General features: G+C 65.1%; 22 protein-coding genes and 1 pseudogene. 13 read left to right on the top strand and 10 right to left on the bottom strand.

Going from position 1 to position 25,660, the window contains the following annotated elements:
• The first annotated feature begins 39 nt into the window (after positions 1-39).
• The gene (locus LVJ94_05040; protein WXB06610.1) at positions 40-873 is read left to right on the top strand and encodes a MoxR family ATPase; all 834 of its coding nucleotides are present in this window, start codon (positions 40-42) and stop codon (positions 871-873) included.
• A complete protein-coding gene (locus LVJ94_05035) occupies positions 873-1,133 on the top strand; it encodes a hypothetical protein (GenBank protein WXB06609.1) in 261 nt (86 codons plus the stop codon). The genes LVJ94_05040 and LVJ94_05035 overlap by 1 nt, the downstream gene beginning before the upstream one ends.
• Positions 1,134-1,136: 3 nt before the next feature.
• Here the strand turns inward: LVJ94_05035 and LVJ94_05030 are convergent, their stop codons facing one another.
• The 3 genes and pseudogenes from LVJ94_05030 to LVJ94_05020 all read right to left on the bottom strand — a co-directional run bounded on the left by LVJ94_05030 (position 1,137) and on the right by LVJ94_05020 (position 4,065).
• Positions 1,137-2,219 (bottom strand): Mrp/NBP35 family ATP-binding protein, encoded by a 1,083-nt coding sequence (locus LVJ94_05030; protein WXB06608.1) that lies wholly within the window; start codon positions 2,217-2,219, stop codon positions 1,137-1,139.
• Between the two features lie 337 nt (positions 2,220-2,556).
• Positions 2,557-2,997: pseudogene (gene rplQ, locus LVJ94_05025) on the bottom strand (50S ribosomal protein L17).
• A 45-nt stretch (positions 2,998-3,042) separates the two neighbouring features.
• Positions 3,043-4,065: a DNA-directed RNA polymerase subunit alpha gene (locus LVJ94_05020; protein WXB06607.1), complete on the bottom strand. Its 1,023-nt coding sequence runs from the start codon at positions 4,063-4,065 to the stop codon at positions 3,043-3,045.
• A 287-nt stretch (positions 4,066-4,352) separates the two neighbouring features.
• Between LVJ94_05020 and LVJ94_05015 the strand changes: the two genes are divergently transcribed.
• Positions 4,353-4,712 carry a hypothetical protein gene (locus LVJ94_05015; GenBank protein ID WXB06606.1) on the top strand — a complete coding sequence of 120 codons (360 nt, stop codon included), beginning with the start codon at positions 4,353-4,355 and terminating at the stop codon, positions 4,710-4,712.
• A 162-nt stretch (positions 4,713-4,874) separates the two neighbouring features.
• On the opposite strand, the gene LVJ94_05010 is transcribed toward LVJ94_05015, so the two are convergent.
• A complete protein-coding gene (locus LVJ94_05010; GenBank protein ID WXB06605.1) occupies positions 4,875-5,867 on the bottom strand; it encodes a GGDEF domain-containing protein in 993 nt (330 codons plus the stop codon).
• A 46-nt stretch (positions 5,868-5,913) separates the two neighbouring features.
• A complete protein-coding gene (locus LVJ94_05005) occupies positions 5,914-7,014 on the bottom strand; it encodes a DUF362 domain-containing protein (GenBank protein WXB06604.1) in 1,101 nt (366 codons plus the stop codon).
• 295 nt (positions 7,015-7,309) lie between these two features.
• Here LVJ94_05005 and LVJ94_05000 point away from each other — a divergent pair, with 295 nt between their 5' ends.
• On the top strand, positions 7,310-7,651 hold the full coding sequence (locus tag LVJ94_05000; GenBank protein ID WXB06603.1) for a hypothetical protein: 342 nt from the start codon (positions 7,310-7,312) through the stop codon (positions 7,649-7,651).
• Between the two features lie 8 nt (positions 7,652-7,659).
• The gene (locus tag LVJ94_04995) at positions 7,660-8,217 is read left to right on the top strand and encodes a helix-hairpin-helix domain-containing protein (GenBank protein ID WXB06602.1); all 558 of its coding nucleotides are present in this window, start codon (positions 7,660-7,662) and stop codon (positions 8,215-8,217) included.
• On the opposite strand, the gene murA is transcribed toward LVJ94_04995, so the two are convergent.
• The 4 genes from murA to LVJ94_04975 form a co-directional block, all read right to left on the bottom strand.
• Positions 8,198-9,499 carry a UDP-N-acetylglucosamine 1-carboxyvinyltransferase gene (gene murA / locus LVJ94_04990; GenBank protein ID WXB06601.1) on the bottom strand — a complete coding sequence of 434 codons (1,302 nt, stop codon included), beginning with the start codon at positions 9,497-9,499 and terminating at the stop codon, positions 8,198-8,200. The two genes, LVJ94_04995 and murA, sit on opposite strands and share 20 nt — an antisense overlap.
• An 86-nt stretch (positions 9,500-9,585) precedes the next feature.
• The gene (locus LVJ94_04985) at positions 9,586-10,737 is read right to left on the bottom strand and encodes a hypothetical protein (protein WXB06600.1); all 1,152 of its coding nucleotides are present in this window, start codon (positions 10,735-10,737) and stop codon (positions 9,586-9,588) included.
• Positions 10,738-10,795: 58 nt separating this feature from the next.
• Complete coding sequence (glmU, locus tag LVJ94_04980; GenBank protein ID WXB06599.1) at positions 10,796-12,172, bottom strand: bifunctional UDP-N-acetylglucosamine diphosphorylase/glucosamine-1-phosphate N-acetyltransferase GlmU; 1,377 nt, start codon at positions 12,170-12,172, stop codon at positions 10,796-10,798.
• Positions 12,173-12,255: 83 nt separating this feature from the next.
• Positions 12,256-14,802, bottom strand: a complete 2,547-nt coding sequence (locus tag LVJ94_04975) for an ATP-binding protein (GenBank protein ID WXB06598.1) — start codon at positions 14,800-14,802, stop codon at positions 12,256-12,258.
• A gap of 653 nt (positions 14,803-15,455) precedes the next feature.
• Between LVJ94_04975 and LVJ94_04970 the strand changes: the two genes are divergently transcribed.
• From LVJ94_04970 to LVJ94_04935, 8 genes are all read left to right on the top strand, one after another.
• Positions 15,456-15,890 (top strand): DUF2384 domain-containing protein, encoded by a 435-nt coding sequence (locus LVJ94_04970; GenBank protein WXB06597.1) that lies wholly within the window; start codon positions 15,456-15,458, stop codon positions 15,888-15,890.
• A 379-nt stretch (positions 15,891-16,269) separates the two neighbouring features.
• The gene (locus tag LVJ94_04965; GenBank protein WXB06596.1) at positions 16,270-16,815 is read left to right on the top strand and encodes an RES family NAD+ phosphorylase; all 546 of its coding nucleotides are present in this window, start codon (positions 16,270-16,272) and stop codon (positions 16,813-16,815) included.
• Between the two features lie 138 nt (positions 16,816-16,953).
• Positions 16,954-18,369 (top strand): OprO/OprP family phosphate-selective porin, encoded by a 1,416-nt coding sequence (locus LVJ94_04960; protein ID WXB06595.1) that lies wholly within the window; start codon positions 16,954-16,956, stop codon positions 18,367-18,369.
• 11 nt (positions 18,370-18,380) lie between these two features.
• Entirely contained in the window at positions 18,381-19,433 is a 1,053-nt protein-coding gene (locus LVJ94_04955; protein WXB06594.1) for a sulfate ABC transporter substrate-binding protein, read from the top strand.
• 3 nt (positions 19,434-19,436) lie between these two features.
• Positions 19,437-20,276 carry a sulfate ABC transporter permease subunit CysT gene (cysT, locus tag LVJ94_04950; GenBank protein ID WXB06593.1) on the top strand — a complete coding sequence of 280 codons (840 nt, stop codon included), beginning with the start codon at positions 19,437-19,439 and terminating at the stop codon, positions 20,274-20,276.
• Complete coding sequence (gene cysW / locus LVJ94_04945) at positions 20,273-21,046, top strand: sulfate ABC transporter permease subunit CysW (GenBank protein ID WXB06592.1); 774 nt, start codon at positions 20,273-20,275, stop codon at positions 21,044-21,046. The genes cysT and cysW overlap by 4 nt, the downstream gene beginning before the upstream one ends.
• The gene (locus LVJ94_04940; protein WXB06591.1) at positions 21,037-22,092 is read left to right on the top strand and encodes a sulfate/molybdate ABC transporter ATP-binding protein; all 1,056 of its coding nucleotides are present in this window, start codon (positions 21,037-21,039) and stop codon (positions 22,090-22,092) included. The genes cysW and LVJ94_04940 overlap by 10 nt, the downstream gene beginning before the upstream one ends.
• A gap of 104 nt (positions 22,093-22,196) precedes the next feature.
• Entirely contained in the window at positions 22,197-23,639 is a 1,443-nt protein-coding gene (locus LVJ94_04935) for an outer membrane protein transport protein (GenBank protein ID WXB06590.1), read from the top strand.
• A 163-nt stretch (positions 23,640-23,802) separates the two neighbouring features.
• On the opposite strand, the gene LVJ94_04930 is transcribed toward LVJ94_04935, so the two are convergent.
• Positions 23,803-25,656, bottom strand: a complete 1,854-nt coding sequence (locus LVJ94_04930; protein ID WXB06589.1) for a DEAD/DEAH box helicase — start codon at positions 25,654-25,656, stop codon at positions 23,803-23,805.
• Positions 25,657-25,660 lie beyond the last annotated feature (4 nt).

The raw sequence follows: 25,660 nt of genomic DNA, 5'->3' as shown, positions 1-25,660 counted from the left end.
GGAGCGGCGCGCGGTTGGGATGCTTGCTATAAGGATGCGGTGAGTCAATTTCGCCGTTTTTCGGGCACGCCGGGCTACTTGACCAATGATTCGCTGGAGGCCGCCGTCAATTGTGCGCTGGCCCTCGAGCGCCCCCTCCTGGTGAAGGGGGAGCCCGGCACCGGAAAGACATTGCTCGCCCAAGCCGTCGCGGAGAGCCTCGGGCTCTCGCTCATTCACTGGCCGGTGAAGTCGACCACCCGCGCCCAAGACGGCCTTTACATCTACGACACCGTGCAACGCTTGTACGATGCACGCTTCGGCGATGGCGACGTGAAGGACATCCGCCGCTACATCAAGCTGGGGCCCCTGGGCCGTTCGTTCGCGGGGAGCGAGCGCATGGTGATCTTGATCGACGAAGTCGACAAGGCGGACATCGAGTTCCCGAACGACCTTTTGCACGAGCTCGATCGCATGCGTTTCCACGTCACGGAAACGGGCGACGACGTCGTGGCCACCGAGCGCCCGGTGGTGATCATCACGTCGAACAACGAGAAGGAACTACCCGACGCCTTCTTGCGCCGCACGGTCTTCCATTTCATCGACTTCCCGGACATGGAGCTGATGAAGCGCATCGTGCGCGTGCACCACCCGAAGCTCGAAAGCGAGTTGGTCGACCAAGCCGTCGTCGCCTTCTACGAGCTTCGCGACATGCCGCGCCTGCGCAAGCGCCCCTCGACGAGTGAACTCATCGACTGGATCGCCGTCTTGAAGCAAAGCGGCGTCGGGAAAGAGCGCTTCGTGAAAGAGCTGCCCTTCCTCGGCGTGCTCCTCAAGAAGGAGCAAGACGTCGAGACGTACCGCGCCCAGAAGAAGGGCGGCTGGCGCTCGTAATGCCGTCCGACGAGCCGCTGCTCCGTGAGCTCGACGCAGCCGACGTCGTGTACCGCATCGTCGGGAACGCGACGCCGGAGCTGCGGATCGATGCGGGTGATGCCAACGTGATGCGGGCGTGCATCGCGCTTCGGGCCTTCGGTGCGACCGCGCAGACCATCGTCGATTTTTCGCGCGCCCCGGAGGGTGCGACCGTATGGGTCGACACCGGGTCGGGGCGCGTGGCCCTGCGGAAAGAGACGCTGCCCCCTCCTTCGTGACGGCTACTTCATGATGGGCAGCCGCTTGCGGCCGCCCGTGCCACCGCTGCGGTCGATTTCCGGCGGGGCTTCCTCTTCGCCTTCGGTGCGACGGGCGTCGATGGCGTCGGTGAGGCGCTCGGCCACGCCGACGAAGGCGCGGGCCACGGTGCTGAACGGCGCGGCCTGCACGACGGGCGTTCCCTTGTCGCCCCACTCGCGCACGCTTTGATCGATGGGCACCTGCCCGAGGAGCGGCGCCTTGGCGAAATCGGCGATGGCTTGGCCGCCGCCCTTACCGAACAACTCGTGCGAGACGCCGGCGCTGTCGATGAAGTAGCTCATGTTCTCGACGACGCCCACGATGGGGATGTTGACCTTCTCGCACATGGAGACGGACTTGTAGACGTCGTCCGTGGCCACCGGTTGCGGGGTGGTGACGATGACCGCGTACGGCGACGTTATGCGCTGCGCGAGGGTCAGCGCGACGTCACCGGTGCCCGGCGGCAGGTCGAGCAGCAGGTAATCGAGCGTGCCCCAACGCACGTCCTTGAGGAACTGCAAGAGCGCGCCGTGGAGCATAGGGCCGCGCCATACGACGGCGGCCTTGGGGTCCTCCAGGAGGAAGCCGATGGACATGAGCTTCACGCCGAAGCGCTCGAGCGGCTCGATACTCTTGCCGTCGAGCGACACCGGACGGCCGCTCACGCCGAGCATCGTCGGGATGGAGGGGCCGTAGATGTCCGCATCAAGCAAGCCGACACGGAAGCCCGCGCGGTGCAGCGCCATGGTCAGGTTGGTCGCGGTGGTGCTCTTGCCGACGCCACCTTTGCCGCTCATCACGAGGATGACGTTCTTCACCTCGGGCAGCGGATCGTCCGGCCCGATGTTGCGTCCGCGCACCTCCGAGTGCCAGCGCACCTCGGTACCGCCCACGTCGGGAAGCTGGGCCAGCGCCTCACGCACCTTCTTCCCCAGCTCTTCGCGGGACCCCGGCGCATTCAACGTCACCGTCACGTCCCGACCGAGAACGACGACATCGGTCAGCACCGACGGATGAGGGAGGAGCGGACTTAGCGCAGCAACGACTTCTTCACGGGTGGCCATCTCGCGTGAGGAAGTAAGCTGCGCCGGGTCCCACGTCAAACCCCTTTCTTTCCGCGGGCTCCTCTGGTGCCCCCTCCCCCCCGGGGGAGGGTTGGGGTGGGGGAGGATCCTGGGAGGATCCAGGCCTCCCGACGATGAGCCCACAAACGGCAACGAGCACGATCGCGCGAGGCGACCGTGCCCGTTGGGGACCCGTATCTATTCGATACTATTCGGCTTTGGCGCCGCCCGTGCTCGCCACGGCGGTGGCCTTCTTCGACTTGGCCTTGCCGGCCTTGGCCGCCGGCTTCTCCGCGTCGTCCGAGCCTTCGACCGCGACCACGGGACCCGTGGCGTCGACCCACTCGATGAGCGAGATCGGCGCGCCGTCACCGCGGCGGGGACCGACCTTGATGATGCGCGTGTAGCCGCCCGGTCGCTCCGAGAAGCGCTTGGCGAGGTCGACGAACACCTTCTCGACGAGGTCGACCTTGGTGCTCACGCCGGCCTTGTCGACCTTGGCGCCGAAGCGCGGGATGAGCGAGCCGACGACGCGCTGGGCGTGCAGGCGGCGCGCCTTGTCCTTGTCGGACAGCTCGGCCTGGGCGGTGTAGGCCACCGCACCGAGCCGCTTGGCGCGGGTGATGAGGCGCTCGGCGACGCGGCGAAGCTCTTTGGCCTTCGCGTCGGTCGTCTCGATGCGCTCGTGGAGGATCAAATTGGCCGCAAGGTTCTTGAACATGGCGCGGCGATGGCTGGTATTCCGGTCGAACTTACGACCTGCGTTTCCGTGACGCATGATGCTGTCTCCCTAAGTTCTTTCTCGTGGTTCCGTAAACTCGCGTCACGCCTGCGCTTGTTGCGCCTTCCAGCGCTCGAGCATCTGGGGCCAGTTGTCGATCTTCATGCCGAGCGAGAGCCCCATGTTGGCGAGGATCTCTTTGATTTCCTTCAGGCTCTTACGCCCGAAGTTCTTCGTCTTCAGCATGTCTTGCTCGGTGCGCTGCACGAGCTCACCGATCAGCGTGATGTTGGCGTTCTGCAAGCAATTGGCCGAGCGGACGCTGAGTTCCAGCTCGTCGACGCTGCGGAACAGGTTCTCGTTGAGCGGCTCGTCCTCGCCACCGGGGGCTTGGTACGCCGTCTCCTCGGTCTCCTCGAAGTTGATGAAGATCGAGAGCTGCTCCTTGAGGATCTTCGCCGCGTACGCGACCGCATCTTGCGGTTTGACGCTGCCGTTGGTCCAAACCTCGAGGGCGAGCTTGTCGTAGTCCGTGGCCTGGCCGACGCGGGCGTTGGTCACGGTGTAGTTGACCTTGCGGGCCGGGCTGAAGAGCGCATCGATCGGGATGGTGCCGATGGGCATCGTCGCCGTCTTGTTCTTCTCCGCCGGGACGTAGCCGCGGCCCACGTTGACCGTGAGCTCCATCGACAGGGGGCCCTTCTTGTCGAGCGTGGCGATGAGGTGGTCCGGGTTGAGGACCTGCAGGCCGTCGACGAGCTGGATGTCGCGCGCGAAGACCGGGCCGGGGCCCTCTTTCTCCAAGCGGACGGTGTAGGTCTTGGGGGTGGCGGCCTTGAGGACGACTTCCTTCAAGTTGAGGATGATGTCCGTCACGTCCTCCACGACGTCGGCGATGGTCGTGAACTCGTGCAGCGCGCCGTCGATGCGGATGGCGGTGATGGCAGCGCCCTGAAGCGAGGACAGGAGCACCCGGCGAAGCGAGTTGCCGATGGTGATGCCGTAGCCACGCTCGAGCGGCTCGCAGGAGAACTTGCCGTAGAAATCGGTGAGCGTCTCGCTCTCGATCTGAATTCCGCGGGGACGAATGAGGTCGCGCCAGTTGCGTGTAACGATATTGCTCATATGTTCGCTGTCCTTCCTGGTTACCTGCCGTTCAACGCGGTGATCTCGGTGCGCTCTGGAACCCGCTCCTCGGCGAAACCCGTCACCTGCCCGTTGTTCTGCTTCTCCGTATCAGTCCCACCTGGGAGACCAAGCGGGGGCGGACCATTTACGACAATCTGCAGGAAAAGCAAGAGGGTCGCGTTGGGCCACCGCGACACGCAAGCGGGCGCGAGGTCATCTACCCCTCCACCATGCGTCGACTTATCGTAGGAATTGCTGCGTTCGCTATCATTTCTGCGCTCGCTTTGCCGGTACAGCTCGGCTGCACCTCGAGCGCGTGCCCCTTCCCCAAAACGTCCGCGCTGACCTTCACGCCGCAGATCCCGACCTGCCTGCAGACCAAGCTGAGCGCGTGCGCCCGCGCCACGGTCGAAATGAACAACGGCTGCTCGGACGCGCTCTACGTGCCGGTGGACTACGGCATCTTCGCCGAGCAGGTGCAACCCGGCACCGAGCTGGAGGTGCGCTCGCTCCAGAATCTGGTCTACGAGATCAGGACCGAGAAGGCGAAGTCACGCACCTCGTCGCAAGAGGACTACGAGATCCCATTCCGCATCGGGAAGGACACGTACACGATGACATTCTCGATCTACTCGGATTCCTAGCGCCAACTCGGCGAAGAAGAATGAAACCGCCAAGACGCGGAGGACGCCAAGAAAGGAGGATGTGCCGGAGCGATGAAGGCGGCCTTCGTTCACGCCCCCAGATCCTTGGCGTTCTTGGCGTCTTGGCGGTTCGATTCGATCTTCGTAGCTATCGGACTCGGGCTACGCGGCCTCGACGCGATTTCGACCGCGCTCTTTGGCCTGGTAGAGGGCCGCGTCGGCCAGCGCGTAGAGCGCCGCAGCGCTCTTTGGCTTGCCGTTGGCCAGACCTCCAGAGGCGGAGGGATCGGGATCCGTCTCCTCGTCGTCGTCGGCCGAGTCCTCGTCCCCGGGAACGAAGAGCGCTGGATCGAGGGTCGCCACGCCAATGCTGACGGTGCCGCGGATCGTGTGCTTGTCGAAGGTGAATTGCGCGGCCTCCACGACCTTGCGCACCTTTTCGGCCGTCGCCAGGGCGCCTTCGTGCCGCACCTCGGGAAGCAGCACGCCGAACTCTTCGCCGCCGACCCGCGCGAAAATGTCCTCCCGGCGCAGTTTCGCTTTCACTTCCACTGCGAGCTGGCGAAGCACGAAGTCGCCGGCGACATGACCGTAGTGGTCGTTGATATGCTTGAAGTGATCCAGGTCGAGCAAAAACAGCGACAGGTGCCGCTTGTAGCGGCGGGCGCGGTTGAATTCCCGTTCGAGCGCCTCGCCGAAGTACCGCTTGTTGAAAAGCTGGGTGAGCGCGTCGACCGTCACCAGCCGATAAATCTCTTCGTGGTAGCTGGTCTCGATGTTGTCGCCGGTCATGAACTTCAAGATCGAGCGGCCGATCTTGATCTGGTCTCCATCGGCGAGGCGATGCTCGGTGATGGACACGTCGTTCACGTAGGTGCCGTTGGTGGAGCCCAGATCCATGAGGGTGAACGTCCCACCCCCGACGGCGGCGATGCGTGCATGGTGACGGCTGATGCTCTCCTGATCGATGGAGAGATCGCTCTTCGAGGAACGCCCGATTTCGAAATGACTGTGGGCCAATGGAATGCGGCGGCCTAGCTCGGGGCCGTAGATCACCACCAGGCAGGCCTCTCCGCGCCGCAAATTCGTTTCCGTTAGCGCCGCTGGCGTCACGGAAACGGTGTCGCCATCGTCATCGTCCCGCCCGTCTATCACCTATCCGAGTATAAGCTCGGCCAGCCGATGCGCGACCGCAGAAAGCTCAGATGGCGATCTCTTTCACCTGGATCTGGGCGCGCTCGTGGATACCCAGGCCCAAGTCGGCGGCGGCCTTGATGTAGGCGGGTTCACGCCCCTCGGCGGTGAGGCTTTTCAGGCCCTTGTCGGCGCGGAATTTTTCGATGATCTCCCACCCCAACGTATCCATCGCGACAGGATCCGTCGTGGCGAACACGGACTCGTACGGGTAGCGGTACTGCGGCTGCTTGTCGAGCGGCCCGCCGTGCACCATGACCTGAAACGCGTCGGTGATGCAAAGGCGCACGCGGCTCTTGATGATGTCCTGCGCATACAGCACCGCGATCTGCGGTGACGCGTGGTGCGAGTGGAAGTAGTGCGGATAGATCTGCGTGCCGTGCGTCATGTTCTTCAGACACCCGGTGTAGCCGCAGATGGAGTGATCTTTGATGAGCGAGAAGTTGATGACCGCTGTCGACTCCGTGAGCGCACGGCAGAACTTCGTACGCACACCGGTACCGGGAATGAGCCGCTCCGGCATGGTCGTGTCGCCGTTGGAGTGAATCGAGATCTTCACGCCCGCGGGAACGTTCTTCTCGTTGATGCGTGTACCTTGCAGGTAGCTTCCGTACTGCTCCAGCACGGTGATGTTCTTGGCCGGAACGCCGGAAGCAATCATCGCCTCGAGGAAGGGGATGACCAGCTCCTGGTTGGTGGCGTGGTTGCGCAGGGCGATGCCATTGACCTTGACGCAAACCTTGTCGTCCGGGTGCACGAAGCGGGCGGCGGCTTTCGGCAGATCGGGCTCGCCGGTGAGCTCCGTGAGAACCTTGGTGAGCATCTCCTTGGCCGCATCGGGCTTCGGGTACACCTTGTTGTTCTGCAGAGAGCCCGGCTTCGTCACCTTGACGATGCGTCCGGGGGCCGCAAACGGCGTGAAGCCGGGCGGCGGGCTGGCCGCGAGGTTCGGCACCGCGTTGCTGTCCTTGGCGGCCTCCGCGACCTCACTCTTGAGGAGGGTGGCGCCGGCCGCGCTAGCTGCACCGGCAGCGGCGACGGCTCCCAGGAAAGAACGCCGCGTCGTTTGGTCCTCTCGATTTTCCCCCTCACGCTCGTGCGCTGCCATGATCGAAGCTCCTTGTGCTCGTAGAAGGATACACCAGCCTGCCGCGGGCGCGGACTTTCCGGCAGGTCATTTACGTTCGATGCCCGGATCCATTCGACGCTGTAGGGCTCGCATGCCTTCGTAGACCAGAGGCGCACGCGAGAGGGCGGGACTGTCCTGGGACAGGCCAAAGCTGGCCGGGACGGGCAGCGCGCCGCGTAAGTGCGCGGATTCACGCGGGAGAGCTGATGGCACATGCATCGCTATGCCTGGGAGTGCGGCGCGGGAACGCGACCGCCAACAGGAGAAAAGACAAATGGATGTGCAATTGAACAACGGCAGCTTGTCGGTTTCGGGTTCGGGTCCTTCCACGCCGCGGAATTTCAGCAACATGAAGGTCGCGTACACGGTCTCGGAGCGGCAGGGGCGCTCCTTCTGGACGCGTGTCGGCGTCGCCTTCACGAATCGCGACGGGTCGATCAACATACGGCTCGACGCGGTTCCGGTCTCCGGCAACTTGCAGCTTCGCGATTACACGCCGCGCGATGCCGCGAGCGAGTCGGAGCTGCCGCCCGCGCCCCTCTCGAGGGGCTCGAGCAACTCTTCGAGTTTCTCACTCGGCGATAGCAGCAAACACGGCGCGGACATTCCCTTCTGAGTCCGTCGATGACGACGCAAACCCCGGGAGGCGCCGCGTACACGCTACGCGGCGCCCTTGCGTCGCTCCGCAACTCTGCCTGTCGCGTAGGCAGCGTGTGGAGCAAGCCTCTCACCCGCGTGCTTCTCGTCATCGCCGGCCTCGCGGCCCTCGCCATCATCGGCCGCACCGCCGGCGCCCACGCCGAGCCTCCGTCCCCTTCCGTCCCTCCGGCCATCGTCGCCGAGCCAACTGCGCTCGACGCAGGCGCGACCGCGCCACCCACCGTCGCGAGTGCTGCAGCGCCCGAGCCTTGCGTCGCGCGACGGGCGGGGCCGCATGCGGAGCGTGCGGGAGAAGCATCTCCCGACGATCCCGTCATCCTCAACACCGCCCAGGCCGACGACCTCCGTCGCCTTCCCGGCGTCGGCGCCAAACGTGCGGAGGCGATCCTCGCCTTGCGCACGCGCCTCGGGCGCTTCCGTCAACTCGAGGACCTGCTGCGCGTCCGTGGAATCGGCCGCGCCAGCCTGCGGCGCCTGCGTCCTCTGGTGCGGCTGGATCCGCCTAACCCTCCGCCCCCTTGACGCGCGTGATCTGGGCGCCCAGCCCGCCGAACTTTTCCTCGATGCGCTCGTAGCCGCGATCGAGGTGGTACACGCGCCGCACCTCCGTCTCGCCGTCCGCCACGAGCCCGGCGATCACCAGCGACGCACTGGCCCGCAGATCGGTGGCCATGACGCTCGCACCGTAAAGCCGATCCACGCCCTGCACCACGGCGACATTTCCGCGGAGTGCCACGTTCGCGCCCATGCGGGTGAGCTCCGGCACGTGCATGAAGCGGTTCTCGAAGATGGTCTCGCTGATCACGCTTTCACCACGGGCGAGGCTCATCATCACGAGAAACTGCGCCTGCATGTCGGTGGGAAAGCCGGGATGCGGCGCGGTCGTCACGTCCACCGACTTGAGCGGTCCATCGCGCCAAACGCGAACACCACCCGAGCCCGAACCGTCTTCGGCGGCCACGCTCTCCACCTTGACGTTCGCCTGGCGCATCTTGGCCACGAGGGCCTCGAGATCGGAGAGCTCCGCCCCCTCGACGAGAACGTCCCCACCCGTCACGGCCGCCGCCACCATGTACGTCCCCGCCTCGATGCGATCGGGGATGATGGCATGGTCGAACGGAGCCAACTCGCCTTGGTCCTGCCCGACGATGTGAATCACGTCGGTGCCAGCACCATCGACCTCCGCGCCCATCTTGTTGAGGATGCGTCCCAGCTCCTCGACCTCGGGCTCCTTCGCACAATTGAGCAGCGTGGTCCTCCCCTTGGCGAGGGCCGCGGCCATCATGAGATTTTCCGTACCGGTCACCGTCGGAAGATCGAAGTACACCTCCGCACCGCGCAGGCGCCCGCCACCATTGGGCCCCTCGGCAATGACGTAGCCGCGCTCCAAGCGAATGTTGGCCCCCATCGCTTCGAGGCCCTTGAGGTGCTGATCGATGGGACGCGCCCCGATGGCGCACCCACCGGGCAGACTCACCTTGGCGCGACCAAAGCGCGCGAGCAGGGGTCCGAGCACAAGCACGCTCGCGCGCATCTGTTTGACCAGCTCGTACGGCGCCTCGGGCCGCACGTTGCTGCCCGCGGCCACGTGCACTTCGGGCCCGTGGATCTCCACCCCACGGCCGAGGAACCGCAACAGCGCCGAGGTGGTGTGTATGTCCCGAAGGGCCGGTACGTTTCGCAACCGGCTCGCGCCATCCGAGAGCAACGTCGCACAGAGAATGGGAAGGGCCGCATTCTTGGCCCCACTGATCCGAACTTTGCCGCGAAGCGTAGCCCCTCCGCGCACCCGAATGGCATCCATGGTCCGACCTTGCCTGATGGTTCAGGGTTTTCCAAAGAAAACGACTGAACCATGGAACGCCCCGCCAAAAACGCCGATTCCCGAGCCTACTTCGCCACGCGCATCAGCCCGCCGTCGGCAACGCTGTTGGTCCAGTAGATGAAGCCATCCGCCCCTGCCCGAACGGCCTTGGGAGAAGGCTGCGCCGAGACGAAGGCAGGCGGTCCGCCATCCGGCGGTGTGTCGCCGACCTTGAATCGGTACACGGCGCCTTCATCGACCTTGTTCGTGTAGTAGACGAAATCGCTCACCACCACGATGCTGGGATCGACGAGCGATTGGCGCATCACGAGCTCGGCAGGGCCGCCCGTAGCGTTCTTCGCCACGCGGTAGATGCCGCCCAGCTCGGACGCCGAGGCATTCTGAGCGGCGATGTAGTAATGGTCCGTGCCGACGGCGACGGCGTTGGGCGTGCCTGCAGGGATGGTCCCCAGAACGATCGGTGAACCGCCATCCCCATCGACAGGAGCCGTCACCACGGCCTTGGTGGGAGCGACGACCCATACGAGCCGCGTGCCATCCACCACGAGAGAATGGCTTCCCGTGATTCCACCTCCGCTGGCCACAACCGTCTTGGCACCACCGGCGAGCGGAAACTTTTTGATGTCCCCGGGACCGTTGTTGATCCAGTACACGGTGTCACCCAAGATCAGCGTCGACTTCGGTCCATTCTCGCCGGTGGCACTCGAGCGACTGTTTCCGCCGTCAAGCGACGAACACGTCACGCGACCCCCGTTGCCCCAACAAGCAGACGTGCCGTCGGTGGACGGTCCCAGAGGAAGCTCGGCCCCCACAACGAGACGAATCGTTCCGCCATCGGCGCTGAAGGATGCGTAGTAAACATCGCCGTCGGACCCATTCGGAGGCGGGACTTGCACCACGACGGCTCCGGCGTCGTCGACCGCAAACTCTCCGGCATTCGCGATGGCTGCGAACCGCGTAGGCACGCACTGCCCTGCATTGCACGCACTGCCCAGGCAGGAGCGCTTGCACACGCCGCAATTTTCGCGGTCGGTTTGCAGATCCACGCCCTCGCACTCCCCCCCCGGACCCGAGTCGACGCCCGTGTCGATGCTCGAGTCGGGGGTGGGCCCCGCGTCGCTGCCGTCACCGCCTGATTTGAGATCGCACCCGTAGAAAAAGAGAAGCGAGGCGGCGTTCGCAGTCAGCAGGCCAAGAAAAAGGTGACGGTATCGCACGTCGGACTCATAGCATTCCTTCGGCCAAACCGTACCCTCGGACTTGCGCCTGCATCGATCACGTTGACGAAGAACTTTTCTTCGAAGGCTTCAGCTTGGCGCGAAGGCGTGGCGCGTAGCCCTCCTTGTTCTCTTGGCGAATGCGCGAAATGGCGAGGGCGTCCGCGGGCACGTCGCGTGTGACGGTGGTGCCGGTGGCGACGTAGGCGCCTTTGCCGATGGTGACCGGCGCAACGATCTGCGAGTCGCTGCCGATGAAGGCGCCCTCTTCGATCACGGTCGTGTGCTTCTTGTATCCGTCATAATTGCAAAAAATAGTCCCTGCGCCGACGTTGACCGCGGGTCCGATGACGCCATCGCCGAGGTACGCGAGGTGGTTCGCTTTGGCGCCGCGTCCGAGGCGCGTCTTCTTCGTCTCGACGAAGTTGCCGATGTGCGCCTCTTCGCCGATGTCGCTGTCCGGTCGCACGTGGGAAAAAGGCCCGATCTGAGCGCGCGCGCCCACCCGCGAGTCGGTGAGCACGGAGTACGGCTTGAGGATCGCACCGGCGTCCACGACCACGTTGGTGAGCACGCACCCCACGTCGATCGAGGCGCCCGGGCCCACGACCGTCGCCCCGCGCAACACGACGCCCATCTCGATGGTGGCATCGTGGCCAACCTCGACACCTTCGTCGATGCGTGCGCCCGCGCGAACGGTCACACCGGAGCGACGCAGATCCCGCGCGATGCGATCGTGGATCGCAACCTCCGCCTCGACCAGCTGCTGCCGATCGTTGACCCCGAGCAGCACGGCATCGCGGGCGGACGCCGTCCGAACGACTTGCCCGCTTTCCCGCGCGAGAGACACCACGTCGGTCAGATAGAGCTCGCCTTGCGCGTTGTTCGGCTTCAAGAGCGCGAGCTTCGAATGCCAGAAGGACATCTTGGCCGCAAAAATGCCCGGGTTGATCTCGCGGACCGCGCGTTCGGCGTCGGTGCGCAGATCGCGGTGCTCGCGGATCTCGGTGATATCGCCCCGCGCATCGCGCAGGATGCGACCGTAACCATGGGCGTCGTCCACGGTGCACGTCGCCAGGGCCAGCTCGCTCGCCTTGTCCCCATGGAGAGCTTGCGCGATCTGCACCAGGTCGGAAGCCGCCAGCAATGGAGCATCGCCATAGAAGACGATGGCCGCATCGCAGTCGTCGCGCGTGGCATCCACGGCGTCGATGCCCACCTTGGCCGCGTCACCCGTGCCACGCTGGGCGACCTGCACGGCGGTGCGCACGCGCCCGCCGAAGGTCTTCTCCAGGTACGACGAGACCAGCTCGCGCCCATGGCCGACGACCACGATGACCTCGACACATCCAGCATCGAGCGCGGCGCGCACGGGAAAGTAAATCAAAGGGCGCCCGGCGAGGGTGTGCATCACCTTGGGCAGCTCGCTCTTCATGCGAGTCCCCTGGCCTGCGGCGAGAATCACGGCGGCGGTGCGTTCCAACCCCGCATTAACGTTTGGCTCGGTCATTTCGACCGTCAGTTTGCGTCGATTTCGTCTCCGGGTTGAAGCGAAAACTGGAAGGCGATGCCGCCCACCTCGGGCGAGAGCACGCGAAGCTCCGCACCGTTGCGCCGCAAAACCTGGCTGGCGATGGTCAGCCCCGTGTCGAGCTGGAGCGGCCCGCCGTCGCCGGCGAGCATGACCTGCGGATCGAGCAGCCGCTCCGTCTCGTCCGGGCGCAGCTGGACCGAGGCATCGGAAATCGTGATGCACGGAAAGCCGCCCTCTTCGTGCAGGCGCACGGCGATCGAGTCGGGCTTGGGCGTGCGCGACCAGCGCGTTTCCGCCCGATGCAGGAACGAGAACACGTTCTTCAGCGCAAAGCGCAAATCGTCGCCCGACACCGCGGTGACGAAATCGTGCCCCATCGGTGTCGACGCGATGGGCGCGCCCGCGCTCACCTCGGCCACGATGGACTGCACCACCTTGGCCACGTCCGTCCGTTCGCGCAGCGACGTGCGCGGCGGCTCGGCAAGGCGCTCGAGACCCGCCACCAACTCGCTGACCCGCACGATGGCGCGCGCCGCCTCGGGCGACGACGAGGCCGCCGGCGTCGCCCGCAAGCTCGCGAGCGGCTCACGGATCTCGCCGGCCACGGCCCGCGCGAGGCGCCCCGCCAGCGAAAGCTTCTCCGCCTCCACCAGCTGGTCGCGCGTCACCACCAACTCGTCCAGGCGCAGGGCCAAATCTTGATACGCCTGGTGCAGCCGCCGGGCGGCCGCGACGCGGGCGCGCAATTCGGCAGGGGAGAACGGCTTCGTCAGGTAATCGTCCGCGCCGCCCTCCTCGAGCCCCGAGGCCACCGCTTCTTTGCCCGCGCGTGCGGTGAGGAGGATCACCGGCACCTGCTTGAGCGCAGGATCGCCCTTGATCGCCGCGACCAGCTCGAAGCCGTTCATCTCGGGCATCATCACGTCGGACACGATGACGTCGGGCAGATACCGGCGCGCAGCCTCCAGTGCCAGCTTGCCATTTTCCACGGCCACCACGTCGTACTTCGCATCGAGAAGCTCGTGCACGTAGGCCCGCATGTCCGGGTTGTCCTCGGCGAGCAACAGCCGCGGCTTGCCGGTGTACGTCAGCGGCGGCTCCGGAATGGACGACGCCGGCGACTCGGCGAGGAGCGCGTCCCGCGTCTCGTCGTAGGCGGGAACCTCGGCCGTCGCTTCCTCGATGTGCCCGCGCAGCACCGTCGCGCGATCCGCATTTTTCGGTAGCTTCACCGAGAACGTCGACCCCTTGCCCGGCTCGCTCTGCACGGCCACACTGCCGCCCATCAACTCCGCGAACTCTTTGACGAGGGCCAGACCGATGCCCGTGCCCTCGTACTTGCGCGACGCCGAGCTATCCAGCTGCTGGAAGCGCTGAAAGAGCAGCGACGTCTTCTCCGGATCGATGCCGATGCCCGTATCGCGCACGCGCAGCTCGATGCCCTCGTCGCTGCCCGTCAGCGACACGTCGATGCTCCCACCCGCGGGCGTGAACTTCAGCGCGTTGCCCACCAGGTTGAGCACGATCTTCTCGAACATGTGCGCATCGAGCGGCACGGCATCGGGCACGCCCTGCAGCACCGGCGCGTGCAGCGCCACGCCGCGTTGCTTGGCCACGAGGTGCGCATCCTCGACCACGTGCGAGACGACTTCGGCCGCGCCGACAGAGCGCCAGTGCACCGTCATCTTCCCCGCCTCGATCTTCGAAAAATCGAGCAGGTCGTTCACCAGCCCGTTCAAGCGCGCCGTGTTGCGGCGCATGCGCTGCAGGCGGGTCAGCACCTCGGGCGTCAGAGGCCCCGCCTCGCCCGCGAGCAGCGAATCGAGCGGTCCCAGAATGAGCGTGAGCGGCGTGCGCAGCTCGTGGCTCACGTTGGCGAAGAAGTCGCTCTTGGCTTGGTTCGCCGCCTCCGCCGCATCCCGCGCCGCGCGAAGCTCCTGCTCGGTGCGCTTTCGCTCGGTGATGTCCTCGCAGATGCCCAGCAGGTAACGCGGCTCCCCCGAGTCATCGAGCAGCGGAATCTTCTTCGTGTAGAGCCACCGTTGCTCGCCCGCCGGCGTGGTGAGGCGCTCGTCCACGATCACGAGCTTGCGCCCCTCGAGCACCTCCCGGTCGCGCGCGCGGAAGAAATCGGCATTTTCTGGCGTGAGCTCGTAATCGGTCTTCCCGATCATCTTCTCACGCTCCGTCCCCATGAGCTCTTCGCCCGCCTTGTTGTAGAGCACGAACTTCCCGTCGGCCGCGTCCTTCACGAAGAGCATGATGGGCACGTTGTCGACGATGGAATCGAAGAGGAAGTTCAGCTTCTTGTGCTCCGCCGCGAGCGGGTGCTTGCTGATGCTCTTGCGGCGCGCCATGTCGAGCAGCTGATTGAGCCGCGCCTCCAACTCGCGCGTCGTGTCGTCGCCCTCATGGCCCAGGTGCGGGTGGCCGAGCGAAATCGTCGCGTCGTGGTCGCGGTCCAGCGCCTCTTCGAGCTGCTCGAGCAGCGTCTTGGCAAGGTCCAGCGTTCGCTTTGCCGTGTCCGTCATGATCCCTCCGCACCCTCCCGCGCCTGGAGTCCAGGCGATCTGAGCTCGTTCACTTCCGTGACCCATCCTTCCGCGTCCGCTCGGCCGAGGCTGGCGGCGGCCTTTCGGAAGGGGGTGCTACACTGTCGAGGCCGGTGACCGGTCGCCTCAACAACTGAATGGATCGCGCCCGCTGGGCGGCCTCAGCCTCGGTGAGGAAGGCCTTCAGCCTTGCCTCGAGGCGAGGAATTGCGCGGCAATAGTCGTCGATCGTGGCCGTCTCTGGATCCGCCCCTACGTCTCTCAGCGCGCGACGAAGGGTCCCGGGGCCCAGCAGAGGCGAGAGTCCGCAGAGGGCGAGGACTCTCCGAAAAAGCGTTTGCTCTTCGTTCACGATGTTTGCGGCCTGCTCGATCATCAAAATGCGATTCGCTGCCCCCTCGCCTTCCCAAGCAATTCATCGACGACGGACGCGTTAAGATGACATTAAGGATGACCTGACACAATCGACTGGGCCGTCTGAAACGTGTCACTCGGCAATCTTCTTGCATGATGTCCAATGGTGACACCCACGACGGTGGGCACACTTCACCATTGGAAGAAAAATCGGATAACAATCAACGACCGAGCGCCAAATGGCGTGCTACCGTGTGCCATAAGGCAGGGTCCCATCTATGGCCGGAGTAGAACCCCTGACCAAGCTCCTGGGCGGCAAACAGGTGCTCGGTCGAACCGTGACCTCGCGTCTCGAACTCGTTCCCCTGGTCCGTGAGGGTCTCCCTTACGAAGCATTGGAAAGCATCACCAAAAAGCTCGATCTGTCGGTGGACACGGCCACCAAGTCCTTGCAGCTTCCCAAGCGCACGCTCTCCCGAAGAAAAAAATCGCAACGGCTCGATGCTCTTCAATCCGAACGCGTCTTACGCCTCGCCCACGTGGCCACACGGGCCACGGAGGTGTTGGGAAGCGAAGCACGCGCACGCAGCTGGCTCCTCACGGAGAATCGCGCACTCGGTGGAGATAGGCCCCTCGACTTGTTGGACACGGACATCGGCACGCAAGCCGTCGAAGACGTCCTCGTTCGCCTCGAATACGGGGTGTTCAGCTAGGGGTTAGGGGTTAGGGGAGAAAGGAGAGCTCTTCTGCATCCCTACCCCCTATGCTCGCGGCACCCAAGCCGTCGAAGACGTTCTCGTTCGCCTCGAATACGGGGTGTTCATTTAGGGGCTAGGGTTTAGGGGAGAAGAAGACCCCTAAGGGTTAGAGGGGAGAAGGCGAGCTTTTCTGCACCCTCCTTCTCCACCAAAGCCTGCCTCTAAACCTCGGGGATCGGTGGTTCGGGTTCAAGACGAGCCTTCTTCCCCTTCCTTCTCCCCTAAACCCTAACCCCTAAGCCGATGGGATCGGCGGTCGGGTTCAAGACGAACCTTCTTCCCCGTCTCCTCCTTCCTTCTCCCCTAAACCCTAAACCCTAACCCCTAAACCCTCATGCTCGTCACCTGGCGCATCTGCCGTCGCAAATACGCCGCGACGGCCTTTGGTGGAGAAGGCGCGCGGATCGCTGGCGGACGCTGGAACCGCAAAGGCACGCGCATCGCGTACTGCGGTGGAAGCCTCGCGCTGGCGGCGCTGGAGATGCTCGTGCACGTCGATGTGAATCAGTTGCCCATCGACCTGGTGTGCCTTCGTGCGGTCGTTCCCGATGACGTGGAGATCGAACCGGTGGACGTCGCGAAGTTGCCACGCCATTGGCGCGCAACCCCGGCGCCCGACGTGCTGCAGGACATCGGCACCGATTGGGTGCTGCGTGGCTCGAGCGCGGTGCTCGCGGTGCCGTCGGCCATCATTCCGGCGGAGATGAATTACCTGGTGAACCCGGCGCATCGCGATTTCGGCCGCATCGCCATCGGGCTACCGGAGCCGTTTGCCTTCGATCCGCGCTTGCGACAGCCGCCCGCCACACCGTCGACACCTCCGCGAGTCATCAAAATGCGCCCACCGAAACGACCGCGAAACACCAAGAAGCGACAGTAGAAAAATTCGCTATACTAGACACGGTTCCGCCTTGACGAACGAAGGGGGCCGCTGCAATGTCCGGTCACTATGGGCTCTTGTATCGCGACCTCGCGTCGCGGTGTTTTCGCTGGAATCTTGCTCTTTGGAATGACCGGTGTGCGCTCTGTCGCGGCGCAAGAGCCTGCTGCGCCCTCTGCTACACCGGCACCAACCTCCGCTCCAGCGCCGAGCGGCCCGAGCATCGAGGAACGGCTCGACGAGATCGATCAACGCTCACGCATCGCCTTGCGCAAACTGGAGATGGCGGAGGAGGCTGCCGCCGCCAAGGAGAAGGAGCGCGCGGCGAAGGACAAGGAACGAGCCTCCATCAAGATTGGTCCGAGCGGGCTCTCCATCTCATCGACCGATGGCGCGTACTCCGTCGCGCTTCGGGCCGTCCTGCAGGCGGACGCGCGCATCTTCGTCAACGACGAACACAAGCTGACGGACGCGTTCATCATCCGCCGCGCCCGGCCCGTCTTCGACGCCACGATGGGGAAGAACTTCCTCGTGCGCATCATGCCCGACTTCGGCGGCGGGCAGACCGTCCTGCAGGATGCCTACATCGACGCGCGCGCGGCGAACGAATTCGGCGTCATCGTCGGCAAGTTCAAGCCGACCCTCGGCCTCGAACGGCTGCAGAACGAGCAGGCCACGTACTTCGTCGAACGCGGTTACCCGTCGTCGATCATTCCCTCGCGCGACGTCGGCCTGGCCATCCATGGCGATCTCTTCGACGGCAAGCTCGGTTACTCGGTCGGCATGTACAACGGCACCCTCGACGGCGGCGCGGGTGGCGACATCGAGTTCGACGACTCCAAGGAATTCAGTGCCCACGTCTACGTGCGCCCCTTCGCCACGCAAGGGAGGTTCACGAGGCCGAAGTTCGTGCAGGGACTCTTCATCGGCGTGGGTGCCACGCGCGGGGAGAAGACCGGCACCCCGAGCAACACGTACCTGCCGGTCTACCGCACCAGCGGGCAGAACACGTTCTTCCAGTACATCGCAGACACTTCGGCCGGTGCGGCGCCAGGGTCCACCGCGGTGGCGGCGGGCGTGGAGAACCGGCTCACGGGACATGTCTACGCCCCCATCGGGCCGGTCGCCATTCTGGGCGAGTACGTCATCGAGCAAGAGCGGGTTGCACGCGGCAACGTCTCGAAGCTCATCACGTTGCAGGCGTGGAACATCACCGCGGCGGTGGCCCTCACCGGCGAGGAAGCGCGCTTCGAGGGCATCGTGCCGAAGAATCCTTTCGACCTCACCAAAGGCCACTTCGGCGGCATCGAGCTCGCCGCGCGCTACAGCGGCATGATCATCGATCGCGACGCCTTCGACGGTCTGGCGAGCGACCAGCGTTCGGCCAGGCTCGCCGCGGAATTCGGCGCAGGCATCAATTGGTACGCCACGCGCAACTACGCCGTGAAGGCGGACTACTTCATCACGGAGTTTCGCTCCGGCGGGGCCACGGCGGCGGGCGGGCGCCGTGACCTCGAGCAAGTGTTCCTGCTTCGGAACCAGATTGCATTTTAGGGGATGACGTCATGAAGACCAACGTTCGTCGCAGATTCACGTGGCTCACATGGACGGTGCTCGGGCTCGTCGCGCTCGCAGCGGGCGTATTGGCGATTGTATTCCGATCCGACAATGCCCTCGCCGGCGACGGCTCGCTGCTCAACGTGTCGTACGATCCGACGCGCGAGCTGTACCAAGATTACAACTCGGCCTTCGCGAAGTACTGGAAGGGCAAGTCCGGACAGAACATCTCCGTGCGGCAGTCCCACGGCGGCTCGGGCAAGCAGGCGCGCTCGGTCATCGACGGGCTCGAGGCCGACGTGGTGACCCTCGCGCTCGCATACGACATTCAGGAGATCGCCGAGCGCACTAAGCTTCTGCCAGACAATTGGCAGTCACGCTTGCCAAACAACAGCGCACCGTACACGTCGACCATCGTGTTCCTCGTGCGCAAGGGTAACCCGCGCGGCATCAAAGATTGGCCCGACTTGATCAAGCCGGGCACCGTCGTGGTGACCCCCAGCCCGAAGACCTCGGGCGGCGCGCGGTGGAATTACCTCGCGGCATGGGGATGGGCGCTCAAGCAAAACGGTGGCAACGAAGCCGCGGCGCGGGACTACGTGACCAAGCTGTACAAGAACGTCCCCGTGCTCGACTCCGGTGCGCGCGGCGCGACCATCACCTTCGTGAAGCATGGCATCGGCCACGTGCTCATCGCCTGGGAGAACGAGGCGCTGCTGGCCATCAACGAGATGGGCAAGGACAACTTCGAGATCGTGGCGCCGCCGCAGACCATCCTGGCCGAGCCGCCCGTCGCCATCCTGGACAAGAACGTCGACAAGCACGGCACGCGCGCCGCCGCCGAGGAGTACGTGCGCTACCTCTACAGCGAAGAGGGCCAGGACATCGCCGCCAAGCACTACTACCGCCCGCGCAACGCCGCCGTCTTCGCCAAGCACGCGTCGCGCTTCCCCAACGTGCAGACCTTCACCATCGACGACCTGTTCGGCGGTTGGAACAAGGCGCAGAAGACGCACTTCGCCGACGGCGCCATCTTCGATCAGATCTACCAGCCCAAGTAAACGATGTCGGCCACCGCCGCGCAGGTTCAGCGCAAAACATTGCCCGGGTTTCGCCTCACCATGGGCTTTACCCTGCTCTACCTCGTGCTCATCGTGATCGTCCCGCTGTCGGGGCTCTTTGGAAAGACGAAAGCGCTCGGCCTCGGCGAGCTCGTGGCCTCGCTCTCGCAGCCACGCGTGCTCGCCGCCTTCAAATTGAGCCTCGGCGCGGCCATCGTGGCCGCGATCATCGATTCGGTGGCGGGGCTGCTCATCGCCTGGGTCCTCGTGCGCTACACGTTCTTCGGCAAGCGCATCATCGAAGCGCTCATCGACATTCCACTGGCGCTGCCCACCGCCGTCGCAGGCATCGCGCTCACCACCGCGTACTCGGAGAACGGCGTCATCGGGCGCCACTTCGCCGCGCACGGCATTCAGGTCGCGTTCACGCAGCTCGGGGTCACCGTGGCGTTGGTGTTCGTCGGCCTCCCCTTCGCCGTGCGCGCAGTGCAGCCGGTGCTGGCCGACATCGAGATCGAGCTCGAGGAGGCCGCCTCCTCGCTCGGGGCCACGCGCGGTCAGATCTTCCGCCGGGTCACCTTCCCGCTGGTGCTGCCGGCCATCGTTTCCGGCGGCGCGCAGGCCTTCGCGCGCGCGGTGGGCGAATACGGCTCGGTAGTGTTCATCTCCGGCAACATGCCGATGAAGACGGAGATCGTCCCGCTGCTCATCGTGACCAAACTGGAGCAATACGACTACGCGGGTGCCACGGCGCTGGCCGCGACGATGCTGCTTCTATCGCTGGGCATGCTGATCCTGCTCCACCGCCTTCAAGGCGCGATTCAAGTGGGTGGGCACCCATGATTCGCATTCTCCTCATCACCATCGCCGTCGCCTTGGTCGGCGCACTCCTCGGCGTGCCGCTGTACGTGGTGTTCCACGAAGCCTTCAGCAGCGGGTGGAGCGCCTACGTGCAGGCGCTGGGCGATGCCGACACCCTCACGGCGGCGCTGCTCAGTGCGACGGTGGTGGCGCTGGTGGTGCCGCTCAACACGGTGTTCGGCGTGGCGGCGGCGTACGTGACGAGCCGGTTCGAATTTCGCGGGAAGCGCTTTCTGGCGGCGCTCATCGATCTGCCGCTCACCGTCTCGCCCGTGGTGGCGGGCCTCGTGTTCGTCCTGCTCTTCGGAAGCCATGGGCTGCTCGGCCCTGTCCTGGAGAAGCACGACATCAAGGTGATCTTCGCCCTGCCCGGCATCGTCCTGGCCACCGCGTTCGTCACCTTCCCGCTGGTGGCGCGGGAGATTGCCCCGGTGATGGAGGCGCAGTCCGCGGATCAAGAAGAGGCCGCGATGCTCCTGGGCGCCTCGGGCTGGACCACGTTCTGGCGCATCACCTTGCCGCGCGTGCGCGGGGCGCTCGCCTATGGGGTGGTGCTCTGCACGGCGCGCGCGCTGGGCGAGTTCGGCGCCGTATCCGTCGTGTCGGGGCACGTCCGCGGGGCGACCAACACGCTGCCGCTGCACGTGGAGGTGCTCTACAACGACTACGCGTTCGTGGCCGCCTTCGCCGTTTCGTCTTTGTTGGTCGGCGTATCGTTTCTCAACCTCGTCGCGAGGGGAACATGGAAGTAAGCCTCTCTGCCATTCACAAATCGTTTGGCAAACACCAAGTCCTTCGCGGCATCGATTTGAAGGTCGAAGAAGGCGAAATCGTCGCGCTGCTCGGCCCCTCGGGCTGCGGCAAGACCACACTGCTGCGCATCGTGGCCGGGCTGGAGACGCCTGACACGGGCGAGGTGCTCGTCGGCAACGCGTCGCCGTCGTCGAAGCCGGTGGTGGGCTTCGTGTTCCAGCACTACGCGCTCTTCCCGCACATGACGGTGTTCGAGAACGTCGCCTTCGGGCTGCGCGTGCGAAAGCGCGCCGATCGCCTGCCCGAGCCCAAGCTGCGCAAGCGCGTGGAGGAGCTTCTCGCGCTCATCCGCCTCGAGCACCTGGCCGAGTCCCGGCCCACACAGCTCTCCGGCGGCCAACGCCAACGCGTAGCACTGGCGCGGGCACTCGCAGTGGATCCCGCGGTGCTGCTTTTGGACGAGCCGTTCGGCGCGCTGGACGCATCGGTGCGCAAAGAGCTGCGGCGCTGGCTCAAGAAGCTCCACGAAGAGCTGAAGGTCACGAGCATCCTCGTCACCCACGACCAAGAAGAGGCCAGTGAGATCGCCGACCGCCTCGCGGTGATCAACCACGGCGTGCTCGAACAGGTGGGCACACCGCACGAGGTGTATTCGCGCCCCGCGAGTCCCTTCGTGAGTACCTTCCTCGGCGATGCGAACGTGGTGCAATGCGAAGTTCAGGGCGGCAGCGTGCGCGCCGCGGATCTGAGGCTCACGCTGAACGGCCACGCAGGCCATGCCGTCGACGGCAAGAAGGCGACGGTGGTGATCCGCCCTCACGATCTCGAGCTGCTTTCCACTGCAGAATCGGCAGGATACCGTGATGTGGACGATGGCCTTCTCGCCACCGTGCGGCGCGTGAGGAACACGGGGCCGCTCGTGCGGGTCGATCTTCTCACCAAGGGAGGCCTGTTGCTCGAAGCTCAGCTGCTCGAAAATGCGCGCCTCGCGGTGGACACCGAGGTGTCGATTCGCGTGCGATCGCATCGGCTTTTTCTCGAGTAGCCGATTGCAAGACCGCAAAAGACAAGGCATTACGCCTTGCGTCATTCGCTTGCGCTTGCACATCGCAGAGGCGGCTCGCATTGACTTGATGTTAACCTGGGCCGATGGAACGCCGTCGAGGAGTAATAAGGGCGCTTGCGCTTGCCGCAGGGTTCATCGTTCTTGACGCCGCGTTCGCGCACTCCACGGCGCAGGCGGGCGGGCTCAATTTCTCGGATCGCGGCGTAAAACCACTAGGACGCGGAGGCGCGTGGGTGGCGGGCGCCGACGACGTCGGAGCCGTCTGGTACAACCCTGCGGGCCTCGCCGACGCGGGCACGAGCCTCATGGCCGACTTCGCGTGGCTCAATCACACGAGCTCCTTCACGCGCAAGACGCAGGTGATCGACGGCGCGGGCACGGTGCGCGTTTACCAGTTTCCAACGGTCACCGGCAAATCTCCGGTTCTGCCCATTCCCACGTTGGGCGGCTCGTACAACTGGGGCAAGAAGAAGCAATTCACGGTCGCCGGAGCGCTTTACGCGCCGTACACCGCGATCACCAGCTTTCCCACGCAGGTCGACGGCCAGCCCGCCCCGCAGCGTTATTCACTCATTTCGCTCGACGGCTCGGCCCTGGTGAACGTCGGGGCATGGTTCGCCTGGAAGCCCATCGAGCAAATTCGATTGGGCATCGGCGTCGGCGCATTGGTGGGCACCTTCACCTCGACGGTGTTCTTCAACGCCAACCCGGCCGATCGCCTCATCGGCGCACCGGAAGACCCCAACTACGACTCCGAGGGCAAGCTCACCGCGCACATCATCTCGCCCGTGGCCAACCTCGGCGCGACGTTCGTTCCGGTGAAGTACGTACGCATTGGCCTTTCGTACAATCTGCCCATTTGGATCAACGCACCCGGCGATATGCAAGTACGCCTGCCGAATGCGGTATTGTTCGACAAAGCGACGGTCTCCGGCGAAGACGTTCGCGTGAAGTTCAAGCTGCCGGGCATCTTCCGGGCAGGCATCGAAGTGCGGCCCATCGAGGCCATTCGCGCCGAGGTTTCCTACGTTCGCGAGTTCTGGGGCATCCACGACGAAATCCAAGTTCGCCCGGAGAACATCGGCCTGAACAACGTCACCGGCTTTCCGTCACCGTACTACGTGCCCACGATTACGTTGCCGCGTCATTTCCAGGACAGCAATTCGTTCCGCGTCGGTGCGCAAGGCACGATCAACATCAAGAACGCGTACAAAATCGACTTACGCGCCGGTTTCAATTACGATCAAAGCGCGATTCCTACTCCGTATTTGTCCCCGCTCACCATCGACATGGACAAGTACACGGTAAGCTTCGGCGGCTCCCTCCACGTGGGCAACCATTGGCGGCTCGACGCCGTCTACGCGCGCATTTTCGCCCCGGATCAAGAGGTCTCCCCCGCCGAAGCCGCCGTCCCCAAGGTGAACCCCGTGCGGGGTAACCCCACCGCGACCGAGTCGATCAACGGCGGAAGCTACACCGCAAGCGCAAACGTATTCGGCGTCGGCGTGAACTACCGATTCAAATAGAAGAAGAAACCGCCAGGACGCCAGGGGCGCCAGTGGGGGCCAACGGAAACGACGCTGGTCCCTGTTTTTTTGTTCTGAAAGGCTATTCAAAACAAAAAAACCTTCGTTTCCGTTGGTGCCCCTGGCGACCCTGGCGTCCTGGCGGTTTGCTTCTTCTATGCCGTCAGCGCGCGACTTGGCGTTTCGAGGGGCGGTCGGCGCGCGGCTTCGGCTCGGCGTGGGACTTGCGCTTTACGCCGCCCGAGTGCGGCTTCGCGTGGGTGGCCGGGTGGTGCTTCGCGGGGGCGTGCGGCTTCGCGGCAGGGTGGTGCTTCGCGGCGGGCTTGGGCCGAGGGGCGTCGCCGTCGGCGCGGTGGATCGAGACGCGGGGATCGCGCGGATCGGGGACGCGGGCGGCTTCTTCGAAGGATGAGGCGGCCGCCTTGGCGATGTTGACGAAGGAGTGCGTCTTCGCGATTTCGATCGCGCCGACGTCGCCACCTTGGACGCCGCCGCGGCGGCACATCATGGCGAAGAGGCGGCGGGGATTGGCCCCGTGCAGGCCGCCCCAGGTCACGCGGAAGGTGACCCAATCCGCTGGGTGATCTTTGCGCGTGGGACGCGGCCGAGCCGGCCCGTCGCCGAAGCCCGCCTTCGACGGCCCCGACAGCTTTTTACGCTCCGCGGGCGGCGCGTGGGGGGTGACGTCGCGCGGCTCGCAGGGCCCGGTGATGCCCACGCGGGATAGCAGGCGGGTGAGGGCCTGGGCGGCCTGGCCGCTCTCGACGATGCGCTCGGCGAGGGCCGCGCAGCGCCAGTCGGCGTCGGCCGTGCCACTCGCGTCCGACGTGAGCTCGGTGAAAAGGCGCTCCTGCCTCTGCTCGCGAAGGGCATCGGCGGTCGGGATGGCCTCGACGCGAAAGGTCACCCCCGCGCGACGCAACAGCGCGGAAGTCTTCGCAAATCCGGCGGGAGGTGTGAGCACCGAGCTGATGCCTTTGCGGCCGGCGCGGCCGGTTCGGCCGCTGCGGTGCGTGTACGTGTCGACGTCCGTCGGAGGCTCCACATGGATGACGTGAGAGATGTCCTGCACGTCGATGCCGCGGGCGGCCACGTCGGTGGCCACCAAGGCGTGGAGCCGGCCTCGTTTGAAGTCGTCCAGCGCGCGGTTTCGCTCTGGCTGCTCCATCTCGCCGGACAGCGAGCGCACGTGAAATCCCGCCGATTTGAGCTCGTTCGTCAGCTCCGACACCTCGGAGCGCATGCGCGCGAACACCAGCGTCTTCGAATCGGGATCCGAGAGCAGCAAATTGATCACCGCCGCCGTGCGCTCCGAAAGCGACACCAAGTGGATCATGTGATCGATGTCCGCGTTGGCCGTACCGAGGGGCGTCCCCTCCACGTTCACCGGCTCGGTCTGCACCTTGTCGGCGAGCACGCGAACGTCCCGCGGAAACGTGGCCGACACCAAGTGCGTCGTGTGCGGCGTCGGCGCGAACGAGAGAATCCCTTCCAGCTCCTCGCGGAAACCGAGATCGAGCATGCGGTCCGCTTCGTCGAGAACCACCGTCCCGATCGCCGAAGCGTCGATGCTCCCGCGGCGCAGATGGTCGAGCAAGCGACCCGGCGTCCCCACGATGACCGCGGGCCCTTGCGCAAAGGCGCGCCGTTCGTCGCGGTAGCCGCCGCCACCGGTCACCGACGCCACCTTCACCGACTGCGGCGCGTACAGCCACGACAGCTCCTCGTCGACCTGCTTGGCAAGCTCGCGCGTGGGCGTGATCACCAGCGCCAGCGGCGCAGCAACCCCGTTCTTCGGCGCGACCGCATCCTTCCCGGCCTCGAGGGCCTCACGGAGCGTAAAGCCGATGGCCACGGTCTTTCCGGAACCGGTCTGCGAACTGATTCGCAGATCGCGGCCCCGCAACGACGGGTCGAGAACGGCATGTTGAACGGGGGTGAGCGTCGTGAAGCCCCTCTGCTCGATGGCGCTGGCCAATGCGGGGCCGAGCAACTCGGCGAAGTCGGGCGAATTCATTTGG

This window comes from Sorangiineae bacterium MSr11367 (genome assembly GCA_037157805.1).
GTDB classification, from domain to species: domain Bacteria; phylum Myxococcota_A; class Polyangia; order Polyangiales; family Polyangiaceae; genus Pendulispora; species Pendulispora rubella.
Note: the sequence above shows the minus strand (reverse complement) of the source record. Positions and strands in the feature narration are given on the sequence as shown.